Here is a 26,529-nt window from a genome sequence, read left to right as displayed (position 1 = left end):
TAACTTTTATTTCTTAAATAGTAAGGTCACTATATTCTACAAACCAACCTAATAAGGTTGATGCATTACCAAAAGAGTTAATTACATTAACAGTGCTTGATTTATCGACACGACCTTCCTGTATATTATCTGTATATTATTATATACAAGCTGTAATGCTATTTCTTTTTCTAGCGGTTCACGAGTATTATATGGCCCTTCTTTTAAAATCATATCCATAAAACCTTTATCAGATAGACATTTCAGAATAGACTTAACTCCAAATTCAGCACCATTATTAAGCGTTACTTTAGATTCTAGTAATTGTGATATAACCTCTATATCATCATCAGAATCTTCATCTGACGTGTTACCTTTAAAGTCACTAGAATTTATACTCTCTGATGAAGCCTGAGAGGTTGTAGCTTTATTTGAATCATCGCTTATTCTAAGATTTTCCATTTTAGTCCATAGCTGCTCAGCTGAATCACAACCACTATCAGCTAGATATTTGTTACTTTCCTCTCTAGGTGGTACAAAAGCATTATCAATAAATTCTTTAACTATCCACTTATTGTTAAATTTATTAAAAGCACTTTCTATAAACTCTTCTAAATTATTAGAACCTAACTCTAAGAATTTTTGTTTAAGGTCCATAGGGATATGACTTTTTGTATCTAGCCATGTTTGCATTCCTGATAATATTTCTGATATTACCTTATTAGTGTCTTGTGTCGGTACAGTAATATTATGCTTCTTAATATTAACATCAAGTGCATTTTTGGTACTAGCATCCAAGTTAGATACTAAGTTTTCATACTGGGCTGGGTTATTTTTAGCTTCTTTTAAAGTTCTTACTATTTTCTTAAATATTTGTACTATTTCTGAATGACTACTCGTAGTGCTTGTCATCCAATCCCATTTAAAATATTCAAACCCGCCGGTAGCATGATTTGGAACTTCAACATGTGCAGATTTATGGCCATATCTAATGCCGATTACATCAAGATCTTTTTTATATTTCTTTATTTGAGTATCGGTATCATTACGCTGTTTCTTAAAGTGTTGCTCTAATTTTTTCATACTCTCCTCCTTAATTCATATTACTCTCCTCCTTAATTCATATTGTTAATTAGTTTCTATATCATACTTATATATTACTATATGTCAAAATAAAACACTAATAAAAATTAACTTTTTACTATATCACAAGCATGTAAGTCACGCTTAAAGTACAAGTTACTATTCTTATTTAAGATTACCCTATAAATCTGAACATTTTCAAGTACTCTTTGAACGTAATCTCTTGTTTCTCGATAAGGTATAAGTTCTATCCAGTCAATAACTTTTCTTGTATCTTTTATATCCCTTGGATCACCAAACCTATCTATCCATTTTACTACGTTATGACTTCCGGCATTATAAGAAGCAATGGATAGAATATAAGAACCTTTATGATCATCTAATAATTTTTTGAAATGATGCGAACCAAGTTTAATATTATATACCGGATTCCTAGTTAAATCTGCTACATTACATTTCATATTTATAGATTTTGCGGTATCACAAGCAGTACCCTTAATAAGCTGCATCAGCCCCATGGCATTTGCATAACTCACGGCCCTATGGTCAAAGACCGATTCTTGTCTAATTATTCCATAAGTTAAATGAGGTGGGATAGGCAAACCTCCTAGATTATAAGGCGTTGGAAAAGCACAATCCGGAATAAAAGCGTTATTTTGGGCAGCAATTTTTGCCACCTCAACCATATGATTAGTATTATTATTTGCTTTAATAATATTCGCAATTATTTGAATTTCTGCAGGATTTTTAGTATTTTTAATTGCTTCTTTAGAATATATCATAGCTAAGTGGTTTTTGTTATATTTAACCAGTAACCTTATTGCTTTGATAATCTCTTTATTTTCGATATTTTTCTTTTCTTCAGAAGTTATTACGGGAATAGGAGGTAAAACTAATTTTGTCCTATTTAATTCAATATTTGCTACCTGCCCATAAAAGGTAAAAGAATATTTGGCTGCCTGCTCGTAAAATTTTCTAGCCGTTTGCTTATCGCCTTTTGCTTCATAAGTACGACCGAGCCAATAAAATCCACGTGCCAAACTAATTGAGGTTTTAACAACTTTGATAAACTTATTAAAATGTACTAATGCTTGATCAGGCTTTTTTAAAAAGCTTAAAGAAAGCCAACCTGCAAGCCACTCCTGCTCCCTTATAGTTTCAGGACAAGTAGCAAAAGGAAGCGTTGCCATTCTATAACTATTAGCAAAATCTTTGTAATCGATGAATTCACGAGCATAATAGGATTGAATACGACACCATTTAGCAAAATGTTTACGGTTATTTTTAGCTTTCTTAAACAAAGTAATAACTTCCTTTGTCGGCTTTTGCATTTTTTTAAAATCTAAATAACGATATAATAAACCGGAACTATAGTATTTTTCAGGAACACTTTTAAAAAGCTTTTCAGCATTTGGCGATTTACCTATAATCGCAATTTGCGCTTTAAAAGAATTACGATAACCTTGATCAACGTATTTTAGGGATTGCTCAGCGGACCTAACGTCATTTTTCCATAAATGCTCTTCTATTCGCTCTAAATGATCATTTGCCGTTAAATATTTATGCCACTTATTGTAATATGCATTTTCTTCTTCAGGAGTGAAATTGGCATATACCCAAGCTTCCTTAATAATAGGTAGTAATATCTTCTGCTCTTTGATTAAACTACTTGCAGCTGCCGCATAAAATTTATAACCTTTGCCTGTAATAGGAGGATGTTTACTAAACCAATCAAAAATTACTTTTTTATTTGTATTATTATCTAGATATTCTTCCGCTCTTTCTTCAAGCAGCTTATTTTGAGGCCAATCCGGGTTATTGCGTAAAAATCTTATTACATGTTCAAAACTATTATCTGAATATTTATTATCTAAATATTTCTGAGAAAGTACAATTTTTGTTAAAACTTTACTATTTACCTCTAGAGCTAAATCTTCAGCTTGTGACCAATTTTTTTGATCAATATAGGTAAAAACTTGCTTAACATTATCTACAGAATCAGAATTTACCCCAGTTGTCATCCCGTGGCTTGACCACGGGATCCAGTTCAAAGCTAACAAAAATATAGAAGTTAATAATTTTATTGTGATTTTCATAAGTTTTATGATTTATTGCATGGATACTGGAGTCATCATTGCGAGGAGGTCTTGTTGCGTGGACCGATTTTCCGTCATTGCGAGAAGAATTACGTAGTAATTCGACGAAGCAATCCAGTTAAAAATTCTAATTTACAGAATTTTTTAAATCTTTTTCTAGATTGCCACGCTCCCTACGGTCGCTCGCAATGACGATTAGGGCAATACCCACTCGCAATGACGTTTTTAGAACTCTTAAACACCCGTAGAACCAAAGCCACCGCTACCACGCATCGTTTCCGTAAGGCTACTACTTTCTTCCCATAATATACGTTCGTACTTGGATATTATCATCTGAGCAATTCGCATCCCTTTTTCTATAACGAAATCTTCTTTACCGAGATTAATAAGAATCACTTTTATTTCGCCTCGATAATCTGCATCAATAGTACCGGGTGAATTAGCAACCGTAATACCGTGTTTAACGGCAAGACCCGAACGAGGTCTTATCTGTGCTTCAAATGAGTCAGGTAATGCTATAGCGATGCCGGTTGGAATTAGCTGTATTTCACCTGCTTTTATTGTTATAGGTTGCTCATTTGCGGCTATTAAATCCATCCCCGCACTATGCTCTGTAGCATATTCTGGCAAACTACCTGAAAAATTTTCTAATTTCTTAATTTTAACTTGCGTTATATTCATAATACTTCTCATAAGTGAAGAGTTGATATACGAAGATCAACTTGGAAAAGAGCAAGGAGTTTGCACGCCGAGGAGCGGAGCGTACAAAAGTACGTAAGCATCCAAGGACTTACAAAGACATTGTCGCCAATTTTTCAAGTTCATCGAGTATATTTATTTTATATCAAATTTATCGTTAATAATTTTATTTTCTACCGCATCAATTAAAGAATTAGCAAGATTATCGGTTAATATCTTACTTCCCATGCCAAGTTTCTTTTTAAGCCAAGACTGTTTAGCACACAGATATTGAAACTTAATATTATCGCCGAATTTTTCTTTCATTATGCTATACATATCACCTATACCGTCAATTAAACCGTAATCAAGAGCCGTTTGTCCTGCCCAAAATTCACCGTTAAATAAAATCTCGTCTTGCTGTGTTAACTTCCCTACTCTTCTTGTTTTTACATATTCTACAAAATGCTCGTAAACCTGCTTTTGCAAATCTTTGATAATTTTAAGGTCCTCTTTATTAATAGGTTTAAAAGGATCTAAAATTGCTTTATTTTTTCCTTCCGTATAAACTCTACGCTCTATTCCAAGTTTATTAATCGCTTCATGGAAACCGAATCCGCTTGACACTACTCCGATACTACCTATAACCGAACTATAAGAAGCATATATCTGGTCACCGCTGCAAGCAAGCCAATATCCGCCTGAAGCCGCCATATCTTCAATAAAACTATAAATTTTTATTTTATTTTCTTTAGCAAGGTCACGAATACGTTTCGCAATAAGTTCAGATTGTACCGGAGAACCGCCGGGAGAATTAATAATTAAACATAATGCTTTTAACTTCTTTATTTTAAAAGCTTTTTCTATTAGTTCATTTAATGATTCTAACGTAAGACCCGATTGCATAGTACTTACTTTACCGATAACGCCGCTAAGGCGTAAAACGGCAATCACCTCTTTAGAATCACCAAAAACCGAAGCAAATAATTGATCTAATTTACTTATCTGCCGTTTGGTTATTATCTGATCAAATTCTGCATTCGCCATAGTTGATTTATTTACTTCATTCATTATTCTGCTCGTTTTTAATTATATCCTTTTTTATTGGCGGCAAAGGCTTAGCCGGTTTATTCAGAGATTGCTCGTTATAACTATTTTTAGGTTCAGGATAATTTCCGGGAATGGCAGATAAAATAGTATCTCTAACTTTTTCGTCATACCAATTTGTATTGCCGACAAAGCTAGTTACTATTTTGCCGTTTGGGTCTATTAATATACTAGTCGGTAAACTAACAACCCCTAAGGCTTTAAATAATTCATTTCTATAATCATGATAAATCGGCAAATATCTTATTTGATAGCTTTTAAAATATTCTTTAACAACTTTTATGTCTTGATAATCTTCTGAAATCGGAATTACTGAAAAAGGTAATTTCCTAAAATCTTTTTGCAACATATCAAGGTCAGGCATTTCTTTGACACAAGGAGCACTCCAAGTAGCCCAAAACACTAACAATATAGTCTTTCCTTCAAACTGATCAAGAGAATATTGATTTTTTTCTTCATCAAAAAAAATTATATTATCAGGAACGCTTGAACCTCTTAAAAATTCTAATTTATCCTGATGCTTAGCATAAATTTTAGGAATAAAAATTATTATAGATAATAAAAACACTATAATATATATAAGATATTTATTATAATTTCTTAAGGTCATATAATAATTTATAGTAATGAAAACTTTTTATTTATTCGTATTAGCACTTACATTATGTAGTTGTGGTATAAAAAAACCTTTAGAAGCACCTGAGAAAGAGGCAAAACGTCATTGCGAGGAGTTGCGTTAGCAACGACGCGGCAATCTCGTCAAGTATCCTGAGATTGCCACGCTCCCTATGGTCGCTCGCAATGACGTACTGCAATCAATACCTCTTAAGCGTCGTACCTTGTAATACTAAATCAAAACAATAAGACAGCATATTTTCTTGCGGTTCGATCAATATCGGATTTACTTCACCGCACTCATTATCACACATATTTTTATCAGATAAGTCTAAGAGTGTTTCAAGAGTAGTAAGACTGGGATGTTCTATTCTTATGTTTGCACTTCTCAAATAACGAGAAGATTTATAAGGCAACATGCTAATAAAGTAATATTCTCCTTTATTATTAGTAGTAGCAATACCGGAACCGGTAAAGCTTGAATCGCTTTTACTTGTAAACCTTCTTTTATCAACTCTAGTTTTTAAGGGTTCATAAGGGTATTTACCTCCGCTTCCTACTTGCCATAAATAAACTTTAGCATCTGCAACTGGCACACAATTTTGATCTAATATTTTTCCTTTAATTAATATCCTTTCACCGTAAAATTTTGATAATCTTCCTGTTTTACGTAATAAATTATTAGTAGTCTCAAAAACTTTCGGTTCATAATCATTAAATATATTTCTAGTAATTTTACAACGATTAAGCTTATTAGGGTAAGTTTTAGAAGCAGCAAATATGTTTAATGTCCATAAACATAAAAAACAAAATATAAATTTTTTCACTTTTCACCACTATATTTATAAAATTCTGCATCTAAATTTAAATCAATTATTTTTATTAATCAAATTATTTTTATTCTCATTTGATTATTAAGTAATTGATTGTTATAGTAAACTTTGTTGTACTAAAACATATACTCCTGATAAATGACATAGTGGATAGACGAAGTTTAATTTGGAAAAGAGCAAGGAGTATATAAGGCAAGGAGCGGAACGTAGATAAACTACGTGAGCACCGCAGACTTATAATACGACGTAGCCAATTTTTCAAATTAAACGAGTATATATGCAAAAATTTTTATCTTTAATAATTGTAATCCTAATACTTTACAATATAGTAAAGTTAAAAATATCTCCCGACAACAATAATCCTACAACTATAGAGCAAACGGCTTCAAATAATTCATCTACTGATGAAAACCAAACTAGTATAAATAATGAACCCCCTATTTCATTAAACGGTAATTTATTTGAACGTACGGTTTCAAAAATAGTAATAAATGCTCTTAAAACCGAAGAAGGGAAAGCATTTTTTGAAAATATTTTACAACCGTTAAATGGACCTATCAATCCTAATGATTACACTATTGAAGTACGTAAGGATTTAGTAAAAACACTGTTCAAAATTAATACGCTCGGTAGCGGTAATATCGGTCCCGCTTCTTGCGGACATGTAGTTACCGTATTTTATCAAATATCAGATATGAACAATACTTTAATATCTGAAGATACTAAAACTTTTACTTTAGGCTCTGCTCCTGTAATGCTTGGCTTAGATAATGTAATAATCGGTATGATGGTAGGAGAAGCACGAGAAGCTATTATTCCGGCAAAATACGCCGTTAATAATAGTAATAATATTATCTTCGATGATGCTTATAATTATAAAGTTAATGTAATTTTAAAATCCATATTACCGCAAAATTTTGTTAAAAGTAATGAAGTTAAAATTTATGACGATGAGATAGCTTATCGTGTTCCTTTATTATGCGGTGAAAAAGTAAGCTTTAATGCTAAAATTACTCGCTTATCAAACGGTAAAATACTATATGATTCTAAAGCAAAAGGACAACAAGTAGATATGAAAATAGGCGATATTACATATCCTTTAATTTTTTCTTACGCCTTGCAAGGTAAAGTAACGGTTGGAACACGCAGTGTTATTGCCGAAGGCAAAACATTTAAAGCTTTAGGTTCTAACATAAATAAAATTATTTCTCATGAATTATTACCGATAAATGAATATCTTTTGCTTGAACTAGGAGACTTTAAACAAAATTAAATAAATATGAAACAAAATAAAATATCGGATAATAAAAAACAAAAAAATTATATTTTATTATCTATCCTTGTCATAATGATAATAATTGTATATCTTATAGCATTAATAAAAATTGCAGGATAAATTTTGTAATTATTAAAAATTTAAAACTCAAATTAAATGAGTATATAAGAATCTTACTTTAAACTTTAATTAAGCTAGGAGTTTAGTATGGAAATTATTAAAAAAAACAAAAATATTATTGTACTAGTAGGTTTGATATTTTTAGCAGTAATTATTTATATCTCTACAAATAAGAGTTCCGATAATAAAACAAATAATAATCTATTAGAAGTAAAGATAACTATAAAAGATCATAAGTTTGTTCCGAATATAGTTGAAGTACCAAAATCTACTAAGATAAGGTTAATTGTTCATAATGAAGATGATACGGTAGAAGAGTTTGAAAGTCATGATTTACATCGTGAAAAAATAGTTATGCCAAATGAGTCAATCAATATTATACTTGCACCGCTTAAGCCTGGAAAATATGAAATTTTTGGGGATTTTCATCAAGATACAGCTCAGGGTCTTATAATTGTTAATGATTAGATAAAAAATATGTTTAAAATTGCTTTAGTAGTGTTTCGTGAATGTTTAGAAATATCCTTATTACTTGGTGTAATACTCGCCGTAACAAAACAAATAGAAAAATCTCGTCTTTATATTATTGCCGGAGTAATGCTTGGAGTAGTATTTGCTTCAATTTTTGCATTTTTTACACGTAAATTATCTTTATCTTTTGGCGGAATAGGCGACGAGCTATTCGATTCCGGAATTATGATACTAATAACAATTTTGATTAGCTGGACAATAATATGGATGCAAGGTTACGGTATAAAAGTAAAGCAACATATAAACGACTTATCAGTAAAAATTCATGAAGGTAACGCCAGTTATTTCATGTTGTTTTTTTTAGTTGCCACTACCATATTACGAGAAGGTGCAGAAATTATTATTTTAGTATATAGCATATCTTCAGTTGAAACAATATCAAGCAGTATTTACTTGCAAGGAGTGATAATAGGTGCTACAAGTGGCTTCTTACTTGGTTTAGTAATATATTTCGGTTTAATTAAGATTACTAATCAAAAATATATTTTTAAAATCTCTACTGTATTATTAATGCTAATAGCAGGCGGATTTGCAGCAAGTGCTGCAGGTATTTTAACCTCTTCCGGTCTAGTTATGTTTTTATCCGATCAACTTTGGGATAGTTCATGGTTAGTAGCAGATAGAAGTATGATAGGTAAAATCTTACATATTGTTACCGGTTATATTGCAAGACCTAACGGGCTACAAGTACTTGCCTATTTTACTACTATATTACTGATAAATATTTTCATACAAATAAAATTAAGATATTCCAAAAATAACTTAATATCAGTACAAAAAAATGAATCAAATTAATTTTATCAAAGAGAACAATTAAATTAAATATGTTAAAACTTTTATCAGAAATTGGTCCGGTAATAGCATTTTTTGCAGGCTTTTTTTATGGAGGCGGTATACAAAACGCTACTCTTTATATGCTTATTACCTCTGTTATTTGTATTACCCTTTGTTATGTTATCGATAAGAAAGTATCCAAGCTTTCTATTATTTCTACGACTGTTTTATTAGTTTCGGGAAGCATTACTTTAATTAGCGGCGATTCAATGTATATAAAAATCAAACCTACTATACTATATGTTATTTTTGGAATAATATTTCTCATAAGCGGTATAAGAAAAAATCCTTTTATCAAATATGCTTTAGAGAGTATAGTACGTCTTAAAGAAGAAAGCTGGATAACTTTAAGCTATAGAACAGCGGCTTTTTTCTTTTTTATGGCTGTAGTTAATGAAATAGTTTGGCGTAATTTCTCAGATGAAACATGGGTAAAATTTAAAGTATTCGGTGTAATACCTATTACTTTTATATTTATTTTACTGCAATTACCTCTTTTATTAAAGAATAAATTACCGGATAGTAAGATATAATACCTTACTATTTTTACTCTATATCATTACCGCGTAGGCTTTGGCGTTGTTGCATGGATAGGTTTATCCATCATTGCGAGGAAAATTAGCGTTTGTTGCACGGCTCACTTATGTCATTCCTGCGTAGGCGGGAATCTAGGGTAAAGCGAGATAAGTCGAGCTTTAAAAAAATATTTTAAGATTAAGATTTTATTCAAATAAAGCTTAAAAGGCTTTAAAGTACTGGATCCCCGCCTACGCGGGAATAACATCGAGTGAGTTTTTCGATCCATGCAACAAGGCTGGAAAATTACGGAGTAATTGACGAAGCAAGGAAGTATAAAAATGCTAATTTTTAGCATTTTTTAATTATTTTCTGGATTACCACACTCCTTTCAGTCGCTAGCAATGACGACTCGGTATCCACGCAACAAGGTCCGGTACTATAGGGAATGACATAAACAAACAGTTAATTCTTAAACAAATACAATCTTTTTAAAAATCGTAGGGTACTATTATTATGATATTACGAGTTCTAATTTTTATAGCTCTTTCTTTTAGTCTATCTGCTTGTTTACCTGCTATTTTTACCGCAGCAACCACTACCGGCATTGTTGCTTCAAAAGATCAACCAATGTCTGAAACATTAAATGATTCAAAGATTTCTGCCGGTATTAAAGCTGATTTAGTAAAAAATAATTTTAGAGATTTAGGAGCCAAAATAAAGGTTGAAGTATCACAAGGAAGAGTATTATTAACAGGAAATATTCAAAAAGAATCTGATACGTTAAAAGCCGTAGAAATTGCTTGGAATCAAAAAGGCGTAAAAGAAGTTATTAATGAGTTGAAAGTAAATAAAAATAGTAATCATTTTGACTTAGCCCAATATACTAAAGATAGTATGATAACCACACAAATTAAAGCTAAAAACTTAGTCAGAAAAGACATTAAATTTGCTAATTATACTATTCTAACTATAGATAATATTGTTTATTTATTTGGAGTTGCAAGATCAGAAGAAGAGCTAGAAAAGCTTGCTTCTATTGCATCAAAAATAAAAGGTGTTGAAAAAGTTGTGTGTTACGCTAAAATAATGGATAATTTTAATAAGCATAATGATGATACGACGCCATAAACTTATTGTATTAATTTTTTTATTGATTTTTAGTCTAAGCGGTTGTAATACCTCAAAAAGATTACCTTATTCCCACAAATATTCTTACAAAGAATTATCAAAAGATGATCCTCATAATCTAACTTATAAAGGACATTATAAAGTTGGAAAAAATTATAAAATAAAAGGAAAGACTTACAAACCTCACAGTCCTAAATCTTTTACCGAAACAGGTTATGCTTCATGGTACGGTGGACGTAAAGACGGTTTTCACGGTAAAAAAACAGCTAACGGTGATAGATTTAATAGAAATTTATTAACTGCCGCACATAAAACTCTTCCGCTTCCTTGCTTAGTTAAAGTTACCAACAAAGCCAATAATAAATCAGTAATTTTAATGGTTAATGATAGAGGTCCTTTTAAGAAAAATCGTATAATAGATGTTTCTCAAAAAGCAGCCGAAATTTTAGCATTTAAAAATCAAGGTATAACTAAAGTAAAAATAGAATATTTACCTAATGAAACTGAGAAATTTCTAAAAAATATTAATTTAAAAAAACCACAAAGTAAAACTTTAGCTAAAAACTCTAAAAAATCTTCATCTACTAAAGTTACAAAAAACGCTAAATGTAGTGTTAATTGTCATATAAAACTTGTAAATCTAAAATATAAGCTAGCCGTAAATCCTTAGGTAAGTCAATAGACTTCTTGCATAACTTGCTTCTAAGGGTAATTTGTACGTCGATCCGGTACTCGAATCCTCACGTACCAAGTGTACGCTGCGGTTCTGTGTTCCGTGTCTCCTTCAAATTTCTCCTTATTAGCTACGTTATGCAAGAAGTCTAATATTGATACCGCCTTTATGTCATTCCCGCGGAAGCGGGAATCCAGCATAAAGCGAGATAAATCGAGCTTTTAATTTCAAAAATTTGCTGTATTTATACTTTTTTTCTGGATTCCCGCTTTTAGCTAGGAATGACATAAAACGATCCATGCGGGCAATGCCTCTCGCAATGACGATATATATCAACTACGTATATTCTTTTTCTTTATTATTTTTGATTTAGCTTTTGTAGTAGATTTATTATTAGAGGCAAGTTTGATTGAAGGTTTAGGGACTATAGGCTTAATATTAAAATGCTGATCTAGTAGCCCCATCATTTTTTGATCACGAGATGCGGCACTTTTTCCTCCTGTAACAACGGCAATCAATGATTTACCGTTCCTAGAAGCAGTAGTTACTAAATTATAACCTGCCGGTGTATGAAAACCTGTTTTCATACCTTCTGCACCTTGATAATTTTTAGTAACCCTATTATGTCCGTTTACTATGTTTCCACGAAATACAAAGCTGGTTTTAGCAAATAACGGATAATATTTAGGATAATCTCTCTTTAAGGCCATAGCAAGTTTAGCCATATCTCTTGCGGTAGTTTGCTGCAATGGGTCATGCCAACCTGAAGCATTTTTAAAATAGGTATTCTTCATACCGAGCTGTTTAGCTTTAACATTCATTAAATGAGCAAAAGCTTTTTCGGAACCTTTCATATTCTCAGCGACCGTTACGGCAGCATCATTAGCAGATTTTATGATTAATCCATTAATTGCTTCTCGAACGGTTATAGTTTCCCCTGCTTTTAAACCCAGCTTACAAGGCGGCATTTTTGAAGCTTTTGTTGATACAAGTAATTTTTTATCTAAAGGCAATTTACCAGCTTCAATTGATTCAAACATTAAGTATAGAGTCATTAGCTTAGTTAAAGAAGCGGGATAAATCCGAATTTGTGAATTATGGGCCTGCAATACTTTACCGCTTTTTGCATCAATTACTAAACTAGTTTGAACAGGAGGTTTAGGGGTATTTTTTACAGCTTTCTTCGCTTCGCTTATGGGAGCAAAGAAAAATGTTGCAATAAAAATATAAGGTAATAAAAATTTACTAAACATTTTAAATAAATAAAATATTATTCAAATTAAATCAAGTGGGATTTTTCATCATTGCTCAATAAGTATAGATTTCGTCATTGCGAAGAGCGAAGCGACGTGGCAATCTCATGAAATAATAACAAACTCCTGAGATTGCTTCGTCTTGTAAATTTCCTCGCAATGACGTTAAAAACAAAACTTACTACACATTAACAAACTTACTACACATTAACCTTTTTATTAAGATACATTAATATAAACAAAGCAGGCAAGGCTAAAATTATAGTAAAGATGAAAAAACCGTCCCAACCCATCATATTTACAAGTTTTCCGGCATAAATAGTGATAGTATTGTTACATAAACTACTAGCACTACTAAGTAAAGCATATTGTGTTGCCGAATATTTTTTATTACATAAATTACCTATATATCCGACTAAAGCGGTAGCCCCCATAGCAGCAGCAAAATTCTCTATAGTAATAGCAATTAATAAAGCTTCAAAAGAAGGAGGTTGGTGATTAAGCCAAATAAATGCAAAATGCGTTAGACTTTGAGCAATACCGGTAATAATCAAACCTTTAAAATTCCCTACCCTATACATTACAATACCACCGGCAAAGCCTCCGACTAAGGTCGCAATCAACCCGTAAAGCTTAGCGATTATTGCTATTTCACCTTTTGTATAACCAAGCTCTATATAAAAAGGTGAAGCAACCGCTCCAAGCATAGCATCGCCTAATTTAAAAAATATTACCGCAAGTAAAATAGTTACAGCAAATTCTCTTTTGAAAAAATCCTTGAAAGGATTAATTACTGTAGAAATCCATGAAGTAATAGAAGTAATATTAATTTTTTCTCTTACTAATTCTTTTTCTTTTACGGTTATTATAAATATCGTTGCAACAGCAAATATTATAGCTATAACAAAGAAAGTTAGTTGCCAATTATTTCCGGTTATTTCTGCAAGGTACAAAGCACCTGCCCCTGTAATAAGCATACCGATTCGATAACCGAATACGGCAGTTGCACTAGCAATAGTTTGAGTTTCCTGATCAAACTTATCTATACGCAACGCATCAACAGCAATATCGAACGTGCTGGATAAAAAGCCTAATACTATAGTCAAAAAATATAAAGAAGTTAAAGAAACTTCAGGATTTTCCTTGCTCATAGCAATTAGCACTAAAACCATTAAAGAGCTACATAATATAAGCCAACTTTTTCGATGCCCCCACCTACTTAAAAAAGGTATTTTAAAATTATCGACTAACGGTGACCAAAATACTTTTAACGAATATGATAATCTAGCAACCGCAAAAGTAGTAATAACGGCGATATCTATACCGGATTCTTTTAACCATACCGAAAGAGTAGAAAAAATTATAACCAGTGGCATACCGCTAACTATTCCTAAAATAAATATTTCAAATAATCGATAGTCTTTAAAAATCTTGGTAATGAGCATTGTGGTGTTCCATTAAATCGTCATTGCGAGAAGAATTACGAAGTAATTCGACGAAGCAATCTCAGGATGCTTGACGAGATTGCCACGTCGCTTTGCTCCTCGCAATGACGAAAATATTAGTATTGTAATAATAGTTAACAAAAATTAAGAAATATAAACTATTTACTTTATAAATCAACCATTTTCTCTTAACTCCTTATTATACAACCTATAATATTCATCCTTATTCTTAAGCAATTGAGTGTGAGTACCCTGCTCACAAATCTCACCGTTTTTCATGACGATAATATTATCAAGATCGGTAATACTACTTAAACGATGCGTAATGATTAAAGTGGTTTTTCCTTGGCGTAATTTCTTTAAAGATTCTAGAATTTTCTGTTCGGAAGCTTGGTCTAAGCTACTTGTTGCTTCATCCCAAATTAAAATAGGTACGTCTTTTAAGAAAGCTCTAGCAATACATAAACGCTGACGCTGACCGCCTGAAAGAGTTGTCCCCTGCACTCCTATCTGCGTGTCGTAACCGTTCGGCAGATGCATAATAAACTCATGAGCATCTGCATATTTTGCTGCTTCAATTATTTCTTCTCTTGTAGCGTTTTCCTGACCGTATGCTATATTTTCGGCAACGCTTGTATCAAATAAATGAGTATCTTGAGTAACTAAGGAAATCTGACCTCTAAGTGAAGTAAGCTTAATATCTTTAATATCATGATTATTAATTAAAATTCTTCCTTCATTTGGATCATAAAAACGCACTAATAAATTACTAAGGGACGTCTTACCGCTACCTGAACGCCCAACAAACGCAATCATTTTATGAGGCTCTAGCTTTAAATCTATATATTTTATAGCTATTTTACTCTCAAAACTTAAAGCCAGTTTTTCAAAAGTAATTTGTGGATTATATAAATCTACTTCTTTAGCATCTTCATGATCTTTAATAAGAGGTTCGGTATCCAAAATACTAAATACCCTATTAGCTGCGGCTATTCCTTCCTGCAAATTAATATTTAACGATACCAAACTTTTAAATGGTCTATAAGCTGCAGCAAAAGCAGCTAAAAAAGCAAATAATGCACCGGGTGTTGTTTTACCCTCAAGAACTAGATTACCTCCGTACCAAACCATCCCTCCGACTGCAAGACCGCTTAAACCCTCCATAATCGGTGAAACCATCGCATCTAGCTTAGATGTTTTTTTGTAAAACTCTAAAATATTATTAATAATCAACGATGCTCTATTACTTTCTATTTTTTCGCCTACAAAAGATTTAATAATCTTAATTGACTGAAATGTTTCATCAAGCCTAGAAGTATAATGCCCAAGCTCCTCTTGGGATTGTGAAAATATTTTTCTTATCTTTCTGCCCATCCTTTGCACCGGATAAACAGCCAAAGGGAACACAAGAAAAACTACGCAAGATAATAGCGGTTCTAAATGAAACATAGTTATTATTAAACATACTACAGTTAGGAAATGTTTAGCACATCCAACAAGTAAATTAGAAACAGTCCCACGCATCAAAGAAATATCATTAGTAAAACGAGATATTAAACGTCCTGAAGATTGGTTTTGAATAAAAGAAATATCGGCAAGTAACAAATGCTCATACATTTTTATCTGCAAATCATTTAGTACCCTCTGCCCAACAAATTTTATTAGATAATTCTGATAATACTCTGAAATTCCTTTTATAAAAAAAGTTACAGTAAGCACTATAGGCATTATTATAAGCATTTTCTTATCATGCGTTAAAAAAATCTTATCAATAATAGGTCTAACCGCATGTACAATCACTGCCGTACACAGTGCTGCAATAACCATACAAAATATCGAAAAATATATTTTATTTGCGTAAGGTTTAACATGATCTTTTATCAGCCTTTTTATAACATCTGCGGCTGTATAACTATCATTTAAATTATTATTACTCATTCTCGTTAAAAATATTAAATTGATGATGTGATTGATTAGGTATCGGCATTTTCAAATGCTCAAAAGCGGCAATCGTGATTACCCTACCTCTAGGAGTTCTTTGTAGTAAACCTATCTGTATTAGATAAGGCTCTATGGTTTCTTCAAGTGCGTCACGCTGTTCGGATAATGCAGCAGCAATCGTTTCAATTCCGACAGGACCGCCGTTATAATTATCCGCTATGAATTTCAAATAACGATAATCATTACTATCAAGTCCTATGCGATCAACTTCCAAACGATTTAACCCAAAATCAGAGATTTCTTTATCTACTCTTGATTTACCGTCAACTGCTGCAAAATCTCTTATACGACGAAGCAATCTTAATGCAATTCTTGGCGTTCCTCTACTTCTTTTTGCTATCTCTTCCGAACCTGAATCGGTCAAATCAATATCAAATAATTTACTCGCTCTATTTAGAACTTTCTTCAATTCTTCAGTATTATAAAAATTAAGCCGCATAGGAATACCAAACCTATCACGCAAAGGATTACTAAGCAGCCCAAGGCGTGTAGTAGCCCCGATTAAGGTAAATTTCGGCAAGGTTATTTTCACTGACCTTGCGGCAGGTCCTTCACCGATAACTATATCAAGCTCAAAATCCTCCATAGCAGGATATAAAACCTCTTCAACTGCAGTATTTAAGCGGTGGATTTCATCAATAAATAATACGTCGTTCTTTTCAAGATTGGTGAGAATAGCAGCAAGATCAGCTGCCTTAAGTATAGCAGGACCAGAGGTGGATTTGAAATTACCGCCGATTTCGTTGGAAATAATTTTGGCAAGCGTAGTCTTACCAAGACCAGGCGGACCGTAAAATAAAGTATGATCAAGATGCTCATTCCGAGATTTTGCAGCTTTAATAAATACCGAAAGATTTTCTTTAATCTGCTGTTGACCGACAAATTCTTGCAAATATGACGGTCTTATAGGCAATTCTTGATCATTTTCAATTTTTTCAGGCGATAATATATTAGTCATTATTTTAAATCGAATATAATGACTAATAATAGCTAAAAAATAGTTTTATGCTATAAATTATTTTAAGATTCTATATCACTTGATTTATTTATTATATTAGATAAATCCCCAATACAAGATGCGATGTAACTAGTTATATCAGTAGGCACAAATAAACCATCAGCATATACTTCTTTTGCAATTCCCACCATCTCAAAAAAATGCTCATTAATATGTTTATCTGCGTTTTCTAGAATAAAGTTTGCATCAGTTACTTTTATGCAAATCGTTAGGCGTTTCAGACCAATCTTTTAAAACTTGTGCTACTTCTTCTAGAATAATCTGATTTTTATCAGTTATCTTCTTAATTTGACTTGTCCATTCTTTTTTTTCGTATTTCTCTTGTAATGACATATTATTTGGACCCGTAACCAAACAATTAAGAAGAGCTTTATTATTTTTTATAGAAGTGAATAATTTTGCTTTTGATTCATCACTTATTTCTCTACCTAAAAAAACTCAAGTTCATTAATTTTGCTATGTTTGATTGCTTCACAAAAAATATCTATATCGCTATTGTTTAGAGTAAGACCGGTCAAACCTAAAGCGTTTAGATTCATTTTTGGTATCGCTTTCAATAATTCTATTTTACTTTCTTCTGTTATACCGTTGTGTGATAGTAATGATGCTGAATTCCATACAGAACTTTCAATCTTTAGCGTTTTTACAGTATCATCTCCTTTTAAAGTTCCTATTAAATTTTCCAAATGATTGGGTAATACCTCATCGTTGATATTTAATGTAGCTGGGTCTTTTTTTTAGTTCCTCAATTAATTTATTAGCATTTATACTTGCTAAAAATATTTTTAATTTTGACATAATTTTACCTATTAATTTTAATGATATTTCTTTTGAATACGTATTATATATCAAAATTAAATAAAAGTAAAGAAAATATTAATGAATTAATATTTGATTTAAAGACCAGCATTTCGATTTTTCAGGGCTGTTTTGATTAATTCATCAATAGAGATTTCGGGGTTTTGGGTAATGATGCCTTGAACGGCGTTTTGAGCTTCAAATCTAGAAAAGCCTAGATTTACTAAAGCTTTTATTACTTCATTGCTTACGACAGGTGTAATATTCTTAATATTTAAGCTATCTTTAATAATAGCAGAGCCGCTTGATATTTTCACTACTTTACCTTTCAGCTCTAGCACTATACGTTCAGCAAGCTTAGCCCCAACGCCGGATATTGCTTTAAATATATTTTTATCTTCATTATTTATAGCAATTTGAATATCTGAAGGTGTAAGGCTTGATAAGATAGATAAAGCCATTCTTGTACCGATACCGTTTACTGATTGTAACAAATTAAAAAAATTTTTCTCTTCTAGAGTCAGAAAACCGTAAAGATGAATATGCTCCTCTCTAACATGGGTTTCGATAAATAGTTTATAAAACTCCCCTTCAGCAAGTTTACCTAAAGTTTTACCTGAAGTATAAACAAGATACCCTACCCCATTTACGTCAATTATAATGTAATCATCGCCTTGGGAATCAATCTTACCACTTAATTTACCGATCATATAATTTATTTCTTCTTTTTCTTACTTCTACTATATATTAAAATTAGTGCCGGTAAAGCGGTAATAATTGCTGCTAAAATGTAATGAATAACAAGCGGTCTATCCATCATATGACACTGCCCATCATTAGGAATAGTTTGAGCCAAAACCATATAAGCAACTATTATCGTTACTACTATATATAGACCGGTAAAAAACAAATATTTTATAAAATTTTTCATGTTAATCTACTGTGAATCAACGGTGTCATACACTCATTTCTCTTACAGTATATTTTGTTAGAAAATATTTTTTAATAATTTATACACTTCAGAATCGTTACGCTTTCCAACTAATATCACATAGATTGTGGTTTCATTAAAACGATAAATTATTCTATATTCTCCAATATCGCATCTATGGAAATCGGGATAACCTGCTAATAATTTACTATCATGCGGCACTGGATTATTCATCAAGGATAGAATTTTATTTTTAATTTGACGCTGATGCTTTTCGGGATAACGTTCTAATATTTTTATTACCTTTTTTTCTAAAATTATTTCTTTCATTAGCTTTTAAGAAATTTTTCTGATTCTTTTGCTGATAACCATTCCGGCTGTTTTGTAATATTTGTTGCTGCCTTCCCCCAATAATCATCTTCAAGTTTAGTAAAATATTCATAATCTACTAAAACAACGGTAGGCCTACCTTGCTTATTAATGACTATAGGCTCTCTCAATGCTTGATCAATGATTTTTCCAGGATTTTTATTTAACTCAGTTGCAGATATATTCATATATTTTACGTATTATATTTAATATACCTATAATACTATCTCTATAGACTAATTACAAACAAATTATTCTATAAAATTCTTCATGTTAATCTACTGTGAATCAACTATGTCATTGTCAACATTATTGCATGGAACGAAAAACCTACTCTATGTCATTCCCGCGTGGCATTGTTGCGTAGATACCAAGTCGTCATTGCGAGCGACCAAAGGGAGCGTGGCAATCTCATGAAATAATAACAAACTCCTGAGATTGCTTCGTCAATTACTTCGTAATTTCCTCGCAATGACGATCTTCAATATCCACGCAACAACGTCTCCTGTAGTCAAGCAAACTAGATGACAATGATACGTTGTAACCATATAACAACTACACAAACCTATAATAAGTCTGGTTCTTATCACCTTTACTTATTAAAAGCTTATGCTCTAAACCATATAACAAATCTCTACTAGCCGTTGCCGTAGAAATATTTTTATGTATATTAATATAATCTTTTCTACAAAACCATTTATCCATTAAATTAACCTTAGCAAATTCAATTCTAGATAATGGAGTGCTTGCCTCATATGTTATATTATTACTATATAATCTTAATGCTGCAACTATTTGATTAAGCATAAACTCAATAAATAACCTCGATTCGCCGAGTTTATCACACTTACTTAAAACACTATAATATTCACTTTGATTATTCCTTATCAAACTTTCAACGGAAATATATTCAAAAATTTTATTAGTTTGCATTAGTAATAATTGTTGCCATAATCTACCAATTCGCCCGTTACCGTCAAAAAAAGGATGGATAAATTCAAACTCATAATGAAATATACAAGCTTTAATTATTCCGGAAATGTTCTCATCTTGTGTTATAAACTCAAATAAATCCTGCATTAATAAAGATATGCGACTTGCCGGAGGTGCAAAATGTATAATCTCCGTGCCTTTAAATATAGCGGCATTACCTTTACGCCACTCCCCATTATCTTCTACTAATCCTTGCATTAATATCTCATGTGCTTTTAGCAATGATTCAACTTTAAAAGGATTAAATATAGTCAGATCATTATATAATTTTATAGCATTTTTTACTTCTAAAATATCCTTTTCCGGTGCAAGTACCCTTTTTCCGTCTATTAAATCTGTTATCTGTTTTATACTTAAATTATTTCCTTCAATTGCTAAAGAAGAGTGGATAGTTTTAATTTGATTATTTTTGCGAAGTTTTATAGGCTGAGAATAAATCTTACTACCGGCTAAAATACCAAGCTCATAAGAGATATCTTGGGATAACTCCAAAACTTTATTAGTTATTTGAAAAGGCGGTCTGTTATTCATTATATGATAGTATCATATGATACTATCATTGTCTACGAAGAAATTTTTTCTAATCATTAATTACCCTAAACTAAAGCACTACGAATTGCTAATTTTTATCACCATACAAAAATTAATAACATAGTTGTCTAATTTGATTTTTTACAGCATTTTTCGTAGCAGCTGTTAAAGATTAGGTTAATTTTAGAGGTTCGAGTCCTCTACGGCTAGCCACATAGTACATTTAGTCAAATATTAGATAAGAAATCCTTATTTTAATGAGCTATTCAGAAGTTCGACAAAACTTTACAATTTTAGAGATATTTTTAAAATTTTTTATAAAGATATTTTTTGTACTATATTACTCTATCTATCATACAAATAAGACTTTGCTTTGTTTAGATAAACCATCTACCTCGATATCTTCCATCACCCCATTTTTACGGTTTTTCAGTTCAACAATATCATCGGCTGCTTTTTTTGGACCGATAATAATTTGGTAAGGTGAACCGATAAGGTCGTGTGTTGCGAATTTACTGCCGGCACGTGCTTCAGTATCATCATATAGCACTTCTATGTTTTGAGCAGATAGCTCTTTATAAGCCTTTGCCGCAAGCTCTACGCATTTACTATCATGAATATTTAAATTAATTAAAGAAACTTTAAAAGGAGCAACGTTAGAAGACCATATAATACCTTTCTCATCACAATTTGCTTCTATAATAGCTGCCACTAACCTTGAAATACCTATGCCGTAAGAACTCATTTCTACAGGAGTTAGTTTACCGTGTTCGTCATTAATAAGAGCATTCATATTAACCGAATATTTTGAGCCGATATAAAAAATATGCCCGACTTCTATTCCTTTACTGCTAGTTATTTCTTGTTCAGATATAGGCAATTTATTCACATCATGCTTTTCTTCGGCTGCTGCGTACCAGCTTTTAATTTCCTCTACATCAATATTAGGGTTATCTTTTAAAGTCTTAAATCTTTTATCGTAATAAATAGTACTTTCACCGGTTTTGGCAATAATATGAAATTCATGGCTTAAATTGCCGCCAATTGGACCGTTATCGGCAATAACAGGGATAGCAAACACGCCTAAATCCCTGAAAGTATTTATATAAGCCTGATACATCTGATTATAGGTCTTAACGGCATTTTCTTCGTTTATATCAAAAGAATAAGCATCTTTCATAAGAAACTCTCGTCCTCTCATAACGCCAAAACGTGGTCTAATCTCATCACGAAATTTCCACTGGATATGATAAAGATTTTTAGGCAAATCCTTATATGATTTAATATTATGACGAAAAATATCCGTAATCATATCTTCGTTAGTCGGACCAAATAATAAAGTATTATCGTGGCGATCTTGAAATTTTAGCATTTCCTTACCGTAATTATCAAAACGTCCCGATTCCATCCATAAATGTGCCGGCTGGATGCAAGGCATTAGAACTTCCAAAGCTCCTGCTTTATTCATATTCGAGCGTACTATATTCTCGATATTCTTTAATACTTTTAAGCCGAGCGGAAGCCATGTATAAATACCTGCTGCTTGTTGCCTAATCATTCCACTTCTAAGCATTAATTTATGTGAAGTTACTTGAGCTTCACTTGGCTCTTCCTTTAAAACAGGTAAAAAATATTTTGATAATAACATAGAATTTTTTTAGTTTAATATATTTTTCCGTCATTGCGAGAAGGCATTGCCTGCGTAGATGCCTAATCGTCATTGCAAGCGACTGAAAGGAGCGTGGCAATCTCAGGATGCTTGACGAGATTGCCACGTCGCTACGCTCCTCGCAATGACCCACTGGTTATCGATATTCTATCTTTTAGCAGTAAGGTTTAAAAACTCATGGCGATATTTCTGCTGCTCGGCAAATATACCCGTATAATGCATAGTGTTCATTACGCTATTATCTTGCATCACTCCACGCATCGACATACAACTATGTAAAGCAGAAATCTTAACGGCAACACCAAGCGGTTTTAAATTATCCTGTACGCTTTCTGCTATTTGTACCGTCATTTTTTCTTGAATTTGTAACCTTCTAGCAAAAATATTTACTATTCGTGCTAGCTTACTTATACCGATAATACAATTATCCGGAATATAAGCTATATGTACCGTACCGTTAAAAGGTAACATATGATGTTCACAAAAAGAGGTAAATTTTATGCCTTCCAGCGAGATAAAGTCCTGAAAATTACAAGTATCGTAAAATTTGGTACTTAATATTTCAGCTATATCTTTTTCATAACCGGAAAATATCTCTTCATAGCTATTAATTACTCTCTCGGGAGTTTTAAGTAACCCTTCTCTATTTGGATCTTCACCAATGAATTTTAGTAATGTTCTTACCGCTTCTTTAGCTTCTTCTCTAGTCGGTTTACTCATGTTCTGGTTTTATACTTTTAAAAAACATTACTTTAACACAAATATATACAAACATCAAGCCGCCTACTATAGCAATCAGCCCTCCTCCGCCCATCATTCCCATTAATAGCTTAGCAGACATCGGCATTACGCTATTTGGATCTTTCCGCATAACCCCGTAACCGCCGGCGAATGCTAGCCCGAGTATGTGCAGAATCTGCCCGAATGTTAGTAGGTAGAATGTGAAGTTGATAATATTATCATTGCGAGGAGGCATGAAGTGCCGACGCGGCAATCTCGGGAGTTTTTGTATTACCTCATGAGATTGCCACGCTCCTTTTAGTCGTTCGCAATGACGTTGATACCCCACAATACCCAAATAACTATACCCCATACAAGCAATGCTAATCCCTACTATAGACCCGTGATAATGAGCGGGGATTACCACATTTATACCTGTGATATTCATTGCTATAAGCCCACCAAGTAGAAATAAAGTAATAGAGCAAAGGAAGGTGGTTTTGGTGATATCGTCATTGCGAGGAAATTGCATAGCAATTGACGAAGCAATCTCAGCAAACATCCTGAGATTGCCACACTCCTTACAGTCGCTCGCAATGACGGTACAGTGACATACCCACTCAAACCCCATACCTATCAAACATAAAACAGGAGCAATACCACCTAGATATTTCATATGGTTTGTATAAAACTCTTTAAAACTACCATCAATAATATCATAAGATATATGACCGCAAACTATAAGAATGCCGAAAACAAAATTCAAATAAAGTAAGAACAGATAGAATTTTTGGAATTTTAATTCTCTACCTATTAGCTTTTGAAATAAGACCACCCAAATAAATATTAATATTTGAGTATATATAAATTGTAATAAATGACCTCCGCTCCAAAAAAGTAATTCATAATAGAATTCTATCTCGATAGGAATAATTTGAATGATATTTTGTAAGCCGTTATAAGACCATCCAAAACAAACGAAGCTTAAAATAAACATTATAATAGTCGATAATATTGTAAAATTAACTAGACTATTTAAGTTCATCCAATCGAAGAAATATAAAACACTCATAGCGTATAACAGCAACGTAACACCAAATAAGCTTAACCCCAAAATAAATACGATATTTTCAAGCATCGGTATATAATTATTCATCACCGGATTATGCCCGGCTATTGGGGAAATAGCGATTAGAAGAGTAGCTAGAAAAGCGAGTTTAGGGTAAAAGCGAAACACGTCATTGCGAGCGAACGTAGAGAGCGTGGCAATCTCATGAAAAAGTGCAAAATTCCTGGGATTGCCGCGTCGCTTCGCTCCTCGCAATGACGTTTTATGCCCCCAAACACTAGCCGTAATGGATAACAACCAAATTAATACCGATAAATTAACATGAATAATTAAAGCAGATTTGAAAATATGCGGATTCGGGAAAAAGCTAGCGAGTTGTGGGGTACGTAATACCACCAAAATAATCGAATATAAACCGGCAAGCCCTAAAGACACTATACCAAGCTTAAGCCATGAGAGAGTTAAGCTATTATTTGGTGATTGATTGGTAGAATTCATAACTACAGGTAAATATTAAATATAATCTACAAATAGCTCACGGTATTTAAATAAGCAATATTTTTTATTTGATTTGGAAATTAACGTAAGCTATTAATTAAGTCAATAGATAGAACTTCGTATATCGACTTTTCATTTACTCGGAGCTACTTAATATATGACTAACCACCCACGCATCGGTATCGGTATTTTAATCTTTAATAATAGAAATGAAATTTTATTAGGTAAACGTATTAGTTCCCATGGTGAGTCTAGTTATGCTCCTGCCGGTGGACATTTAGAATTTGGAGAAACATTTGAAGAATGTGCTATCCGTGAAGTTTTAGAAGAAACAAATCTAATCATTGAAAACCCACAATTTATAGCGGTGACTAACGATATTTTTGAAAAAGAACAAAAGCATTATGTCTCGATTTTCCTTAAAGCTCATTGTTTAAATGAGCATGAATTACAAAACCTTGAGCCTCATAAGGTAGAAAGCTGGCAGTGATTTGCTCTTGATAATCTACCTTCTAACCTCTTCCTACCTTTAAAAAGACTCATTGAGAAAAAATGTTATTTATATAAAGAAATTACTGATTAATCTAATATTTCTTATTCTTCTTTAGATATGTAATATAGATTTTAGTGGATTGAATGGTGGGTTTGAGAAGACTTGAACTTCCGACCTCACGCTTATCAGGCGTGTGCTCTAACCAGCTGAGCTACAAACCCACAGTGTAGAAGTATGGTGAGCTCGCCGGGATTCGAACCCGGGACCCTTTGATTAAAAGTCAAATGCTCTACCGACTGAGCTACGAGCTCTTAAATATATTTATGCTTATAAGTAAAAAGCCTACGTCATTGCGAGGAAATTACAAAGTAATTGACGAAGCAATCTCAGTAAATAGTAACGAGATTGCCACGCTCCTTTTAGTCGCTCGCAATGACGAAAATATATTCAAAAATTATGTTTTACTTTATCGCCGAAAAAGGCTAATCTGTCAACAATTATTTTTAATTTAATATATAGGAAGTTTATGCAGCATCAGGATGTGGCTATAATTATCCCCTCAAGGCTAAGTTCAACTAGGCTTAAACAAAAACCGCTGCAGCTTATCGGTTCTATAACTTTAATCGAGCGGGTATTCAAACAAGTAAATCAGGCTAACCTTGAGCATACATATGTTGCGACCGACTCGGAAGAGATAGCAAATATTATTAAAAAAGTCGGAGGGAAAGTAATATTTACGGATAGTGCTATCCCAACCGGTACTGATCGTACTTATGAAGCTTTTAAATTAATTCCAAATAATCAAAATATTAATTACATAGTTAATGTACAGGGAGATATGCCTTTCATTGAACCTAGCTCTATTTTGAAAATTATAGAATATTTAAAAAACAGCGAATACGATATTGTTACACCGGTAGTAAAGGTAGATAGGGAATCAGTGGAAGCTAGTAGTAATGTTACCGTAGCGGTTGACTCGGCGGGGAAAGCATTGTATTTTTCGCGTAGTCTTATTCCAAACGGTGCAGAAGAATTTTTATATCATGTAGGCATGTATGGTTTTCGCAAAAACGCTTTAGAAAAATTTGTATCTCTTAAGCCGACTTTTTTAGAAAAAACAGAACGTTTAGAACAATTACGTGTCCTTGAAAACGGTATGACTATAGGTACATGTTTAGTTGAGAATGTTCCTATTTCCGTAGATACGGAAGAAGACTTAAAAAAAAGCAGTAAAATTTTACGAAAATATTAGTAAACTAGGTTTATAAT

29 protein-coding genes, 2 tRNA genes and 5 pseudogenes are annotated in these 26,529 nt (G+C 32.4%); 10 read left to right on the top strand and 26 right to left on the bottom strand.

What is annotated here, in order from left to right; translation table 11 throughout:
* Nucleotides 1-13: 13 nt before the first annotated feature.
* Nucleotides 14-1,062: pseudogene (locus BN1174_RS07050) on the bottom strand (hypothetical protein).
* Nucleotides 1,063-1,169: 107 nt separating this feature from the next.
* Complete coding sequence (locus BN1174_RS07045; protein ID WP_040257623.1) at nucleotides 1,170-3,158, bottom strand: lytic transglycosylase domain-containing protein; 1,989 nt, start codon at nucleotides 3,156-3,158, stop codon at nucleotides 1,170-1,172.
* A gap of 15 nt (nucleotides 3,159-3,173) precedes the next feature.
* Here BN1174_RS07045 and BN1174_RS10315 point away from each other — a divergent pair, with 15 nt between their 5' ends.
* Nucleotides 3,174-3,350: a hypothetical protein gene (locus BN1174_RS10315; RefSeq protein ID WP_197062061.1), complete on the top strand. Its 177-nt coding sequence runs from the start codon at nucleotides 3,174-3,176 to the stop codon at nucleotides 3,348-3,350.
* A gap of 42 nt (nucleotides 3,351-3,392) precedes the next feature.
* Here the strand turns inward: BN1174_RS10315 and dut are convergent, their stop codons facing one another.
* From dut to BN1174_RS07025, 4 genes are all read right to left on the bottom strand, one after another.
* Nucleotides 3,393-3,839: a dUTP diphosphatase gene (gene dut / locus BN1174_RS07040; protein ID WP_040257620.1), complete on the bottom strand. Its 447-nt coding sequence runs from the start codon at nucleotides 3,837-3,839 to the stop codon at nucleotides 3,393-3,395.
* Between the two features lie 153 nt (nucleotides 3,840-3,992).
* Complete coding sequence (locus tag BN1174_RS07035) at nucleotides 3,993-4,907, bottom strand: S49 family peptidase (RefSeq protein WP_040257618.1); 915 nt, start codon at nucleotides 4,905-4,907, stop codon at nucleotides 3,993-3,995.
* Nucleotides 4,900-5,553 carry a TlpA disulfide reductase family protein gene (locus BN1174_RS07030; RefSeq protein WP_040257616.1) on the bottom strand — a complete coding sequence of 218 codons (654 nt, stop codon included), beginning with the start codon at nucleotides 5,551-5,553 and terminating at the stop codon, nucleotides 4,900-4,902. Before BN1174_RS07030 ends, BN1174_RS07035 begins: the two co-directional genes overlap by 8 nt.
* Before the next feature lie 205 nt (nucleotides 5,554-5,758).
* The gene (locus BN1174_RS07025) at nucleotides 5,759-6,385 is read right to left on the bottom strand and encodes a dioxygenase family protein (protein ID WP_040257614.1); all 627 of its coding nucleotides are present in this window, start codon (nucleotides 6,383-6,385) and stop codon (nucleotides 5,759-5,761) included.
* 283 nt (nucleotides 6,386-6,668) lie between these two features.
* On the opposite strand from BN1174_RS07025, the gene BN1174_RS07020 reads away from it, so the two are divergent.
* The 6 genes from BN1174_RS07020 to BN1174_RS06995 all read left to right on the top strand — a co-directional run bounded on the left by BN1174_RS07020 (nucleotide 6,669) and on the right by BN1174_RS06995 (nucleotide 11,469).
* A complete protein-coding gene (locus BN1174_RS07020) occupies nucleotides 6,669-7,664 on the top strand; it encodes an FKBP-type peptidyl-prolyl cis-trans isomerase (RefSeq protein WP_040257612.1) in 996 nt (331 codons plus the stop codon).
* A gap of 210 nt (nucleotides 7,665-7,874) precedes the next feature.
* Nucleotides 7,875-8,255, top strand: a complete 381-nt coding sequence (locus BN1174_RS07015) for a cupredoxin domain-containing protein (protein WP_040257609.1) — start codon at nucleotides 7,875-7,877, stop codon at nucleotides 8,253-8,255.
* 9 nt (nucleotides 8,256-8,264) lie between these two features.
* A complete protein-coding gene (locus BN1174_RS07010) occupies nucleotides 8,265-9,113 on the top strand; it encodes an FTR1 family protein (protein WP_040257607.1) in 849 nt (282 codons plus the stop codon).
* A gap of 29 nt (nucleotides 9,114-9,142) precedes the next feature.
* A complete protein-coding gene (locus tag BN1174_RS07005; protein WP_040257605.1) occupies nucleotides 9,143-9,685 on the top strand; it encodes a septation protein A in 543 nt (180 codons plus the stop codon).
* 499 nt (nucleotides 9,686-10,184) lie between these two features.
* On the top strand, nucleotides 10,185-10,799 hold the full coding sequence (locus BN1174_RS07000) for a BON domain-containing protein (protein WP_040257603.1): 615 nt from the start codon (nucleotides 10,185-10,187) through the stop codon (nucleotides 10,797-10,799).
* Nucleotides 10,800-10,821: 22 nt separating this feature from the next.
* Complete coding sequence (locus BN1174_RS06995; protein ID WP_231555841.1) at nucleotides 10,822-11,469, top strand: septal ring lytic transglycosylase RlpA family protein; 648 nt, start codon at nucleotides 10,822-10,824, stop codon at nucleotides 11,467-11,469.
* 6 nt (nucleotides 11,470-11,475) lie between these two features.
* Here the strand turns inward: BN1174_RS06995 and BN1174_RS09250 are convergent.
* The 18 genes and pseudogenes from BN1174_RS09250 to BN1174_RS13225 all read right to left on the bottom strand — a co-directional run.
* Nucleotides 11,476-11,624 (bottom strand): annotated as a pseudogene (locus BN1174_RS09250) (palindromic element RPE1 domain-containing protein); the annotation flags it as partial.
* Between the two features lie 180 nt (nucleotides 11,625-11,804).
* Entirely contained in the window at nucleotides 11,805-12,725 is a 921-nt protein-coding gene (locus tag BN1174_RS06990; RefSeq protein WP_040257599.1) for a D-alanyl-D-alanine carboxypeptidase family protein, read from the bottom strand.
* A 200-nt stretch (nucleotides 12,726-12,925) separates the two neighbouring features.
* Complete coding sequence (locus BN1174_RS06985) at nucleotides 12,926-14,170, bottom strand: AmpG family muropeptide MFS transporter (RefSeq protein ID WP_040257598.1); 1,245 nt, start codon at nucleotides 14,168-14,170, stop codon at nucleotides 12,926-12,928.
* A 174-nt stretch (nucleotides 14,171-14,344) separates the two neighbouring features.
* On the bottom strand, nucleotides 14,345-16,108 hold the full coding sequence (locus tag BN1174_RS06980) for an ABC transporter ATP-binding protein (RefSeq protein ID WP_040257596.1): 1,764 nt from the start codon (nucleotides 16,106-16,108) through the stop codon (nucleotides 14,345-14,347).
* On the bottom strand, nucleotides 16,101-17,129 hold the full coding sequence (gene ruvB / locus BN1174_RS06975; RefSeq protein ID WP_040257594.1) for a Holliday junction branch migration DNA helicase RuvB: 1,029 nt from the start codon (nucleotides 17,127-17,129) through the stop codon (nucleotides 16,101-16,103). Before ruvB ends, BN1174_RS06980 begins: the two co-directional genes overlap by 8 nt.
* A gap of 62 nt (nucleotides 17,130-17,191) precedes the next feature.
* A complete protein-coding gene (locus BN1174_RS12395; protein ID WP_269379091.1) occupies nucleotides 17,192-17,320 on the bottom strand; it encodes a hypothetical protein in 129 nt (42 codons plus the stop codon).
* A gap of 55 nt (nucleotides 17,321-17,375) precedes the next feature.
* Nucleotides 17,376-17,522, bottom strand: coding sequence for a hypothetical protein (locus tag BN1174_RS11020; protein WP_197062060.1), 147 nt, complete (start codon nucleotides 17,520-17,522; stop codon nucleotides 17,376-17,378).
* 95 nt (nucleotides 17,523-17,617) lie between these two features.
* Nucleotides 17,618-17,875 (bottom strand): hypothetical protein, encoded by a 258-nt coding sequence (locus BN1174_RS06970; protein ID WP_231555840.1) that lies wholly within the window; start codon nucleotides 17,873-17,875, stop codon nucleotides 17,618-17,620.
* A 210-nt stretch (nucleotides 17,876-18,085) separates the two neighbouring features.
* On the bottom strand, nucleotides 18,086-18,697 hold the full coding sequence (gene ruvA, locus BN1174_RS06965; RefSeq protein WP_040257592.1) for a Holliday junction branch migration protein RuvA: 612 nt from the start codon (nucleotides 18,695-18,697) through the stop codon (nucleotides 18,086-18,088).
* Nucleotides 18,698-18,702: 5 nt separating this feature from the next.
* Nucleotides 18,703-18,918, bottom strand: a complete 216-nt coding sequence (locus BN1174_RS06960; protein WP_040257589.1) for a hypothetical protein — start codon at nucleotides 18,916-18,918, stop codon at nucleotides 18,703-18,705.
* A gap of 57 nt (nucleotides 18,919-18,975) precedes the next feature.
* The gene (locus BN1174_RS06955; RefSeq protein WP_040257587.1) at nucleotides 18,976-19,248 is read right to left on the bottom strand and encodes a type II toxin-antitoxin system RelE family toxin; all 273 of its coding nucleotides are present in this window, start codon (nucleotides 19,246-19,248) and stop codon (nucleotides 18,976-18,978) included.
* On the bottom strand, nucleotides 19,248-19,475 hold the full coding sequence (locus BN1174_RS06950; RefSeq protein ID WP_040257585.1) for a type II toxin-antitoxin system Phd/YefM family antitoxin: 228 nt from the start codon (nucleotides 19,473-19,475) through the stop codon (nucleotides 19,248-19,250). The genes BN1174_RS06955 and BN1174_RS06950 overlap by 1 nt, the downstream gene beginning before the upstream one ends.
* Before the next feature lie 152 nt (nucleotides 19,476-19,627).
* Entirely contained in the window at nucleotides 19,628-19,759 is a 132-nt protein-coding gene (locus BN1174_RS10305) for an RND transporter (protein ID WP_156138537.1), read from the bottom strand.
* 83 nt (nucleotides 19,760-19,842) lie between these two features.
* Nucleotides 19,843-20,811, bottom strand: a complete 969-nt coding sequence (locus tag BN1174_RS06945; protein WP_040257583.1) for a Fic family protein — start codon at nucleotides 20,809-20,811, stop codon at nucleotides 19,843-19,845.
* Nucleotides 20,812-21,163: 352 nt separating this feature from the next.
* Nucleotides 21,164-22,459 (bottom strand): proline--tRNA ligase, encoded by a 1,296-nt coding sequence (proS, locus tag BN1174_RS06940; protein WP_040257581.1) that lies wholly within the window; start codon nucleotides 22,457-22,459, stop codon nucleotides 21,164-21,166.
* Between the two features lie 168 nt (nucleotides 22,460-22,627).
* On the bottom strand, nucleotides 22,628-23,200 hold the full coding sequence (gene folE / locus BN1174_RS06935) for a GTP cyclohydrolase I FolE (RefSeq protein WP_040257579.1): 573 nt from the start codon (nucleotides 23,198-23,200) through the stop codon (nucleotides 22,628-22,630).
* A pseudogene (locus BN1174_RS13230) lies at nucleotides 23,193-23,702 on the bottom strand (hypothetical protein); the annotation flags it as partial. The gene folE and the pseudogene BN1174_RS13230, both read right to left, overlap by 8 nt.
* Nucleotides 23,703-23,812: 110 nt before the next feature.
* Nucleotides 23,813-24,767, bottom strand: a pseudogene (locus BN1174_RS13225) (hypothetical protein); the annotation flags it as partial.
* 157 nt (nucleotides 24,768-24,924) lie between these two features.
* Between BN1174_RS13225 and BN1174_RS06925 the strand changes: the two are divergent.
* Nucleotides 24,925-25,257 carry a nucleotide triphosphate diphosphatase NUDT15 gene (locus BN1174_RS06925; protein WP_040257575.1) on the top strand — a complete coding sequence of 111 codons (333 nt, stop codon included), beginning with the start codon at nucleotides 24,925-24,927 and terminating at the stop codon, nucleotides 25,255-25,257.
* 147 nt (nucleotides 25,258-25,404) lie between these two features.
* Here BN1174_RS06925 and BN1174_RS06920 read toward each other — a convergent pair.
* Nucleotides 25,405-25,481 (bottom strand) — tRNA-Ile (locus BN1174_RS06920).
* A gap of 14 nt (nucleotides 25,482-25,495) precedes the next feature.
* Nucleotides 25,496-25,571, bottom strand: a tRNA-Lys gene (locus tag BN1174_RS06915).
* 12 nt (nucleotides 25,572-25,583) lie between these two features.
* Here BN1174_RS06915 and BN1174_RS10300 point away from each other — a divergent pair.
* The gene (locus tag BN1174_RS10300) at nucleotides 25,584-25,772 is read left to right on the top strand and encodes a hypothetical protein (protein ID WP_156138536.1); all 189 of its coding nucleotides are present in this window, start codon (nucleotides 25,584-25,586) and stop codon (nucleotides 25,770-25,772) included.
* A gap of 14 nt (nucleotides 25,773-25,786) precedes the next feature.
* Nucleotides 25,787-26,528 (top strand): annotated as a pseudogene (locus BN1174_RS06910) (3-deoxy-manno-octulosonate cytidylyltransferase).
* The last annotated feature ends 1 nt before the right edge of the window (nucleotide 26,529 follow it).

This window comes from Rickettsia hoogstraalii, from assembly GCF_000825685.1.
Classification (GTDB): Bacteria; Pseudomonadota; Alphaproteobacteria; order Rickettsiales; family Rickettsiaceae; genus Rickettsia; species Rickettsia hoogstraalii.
Note: the sequence above shows the minus strand (reverse complement) of the source record. Positions and strands in the feature narration are given on the sequence as shown.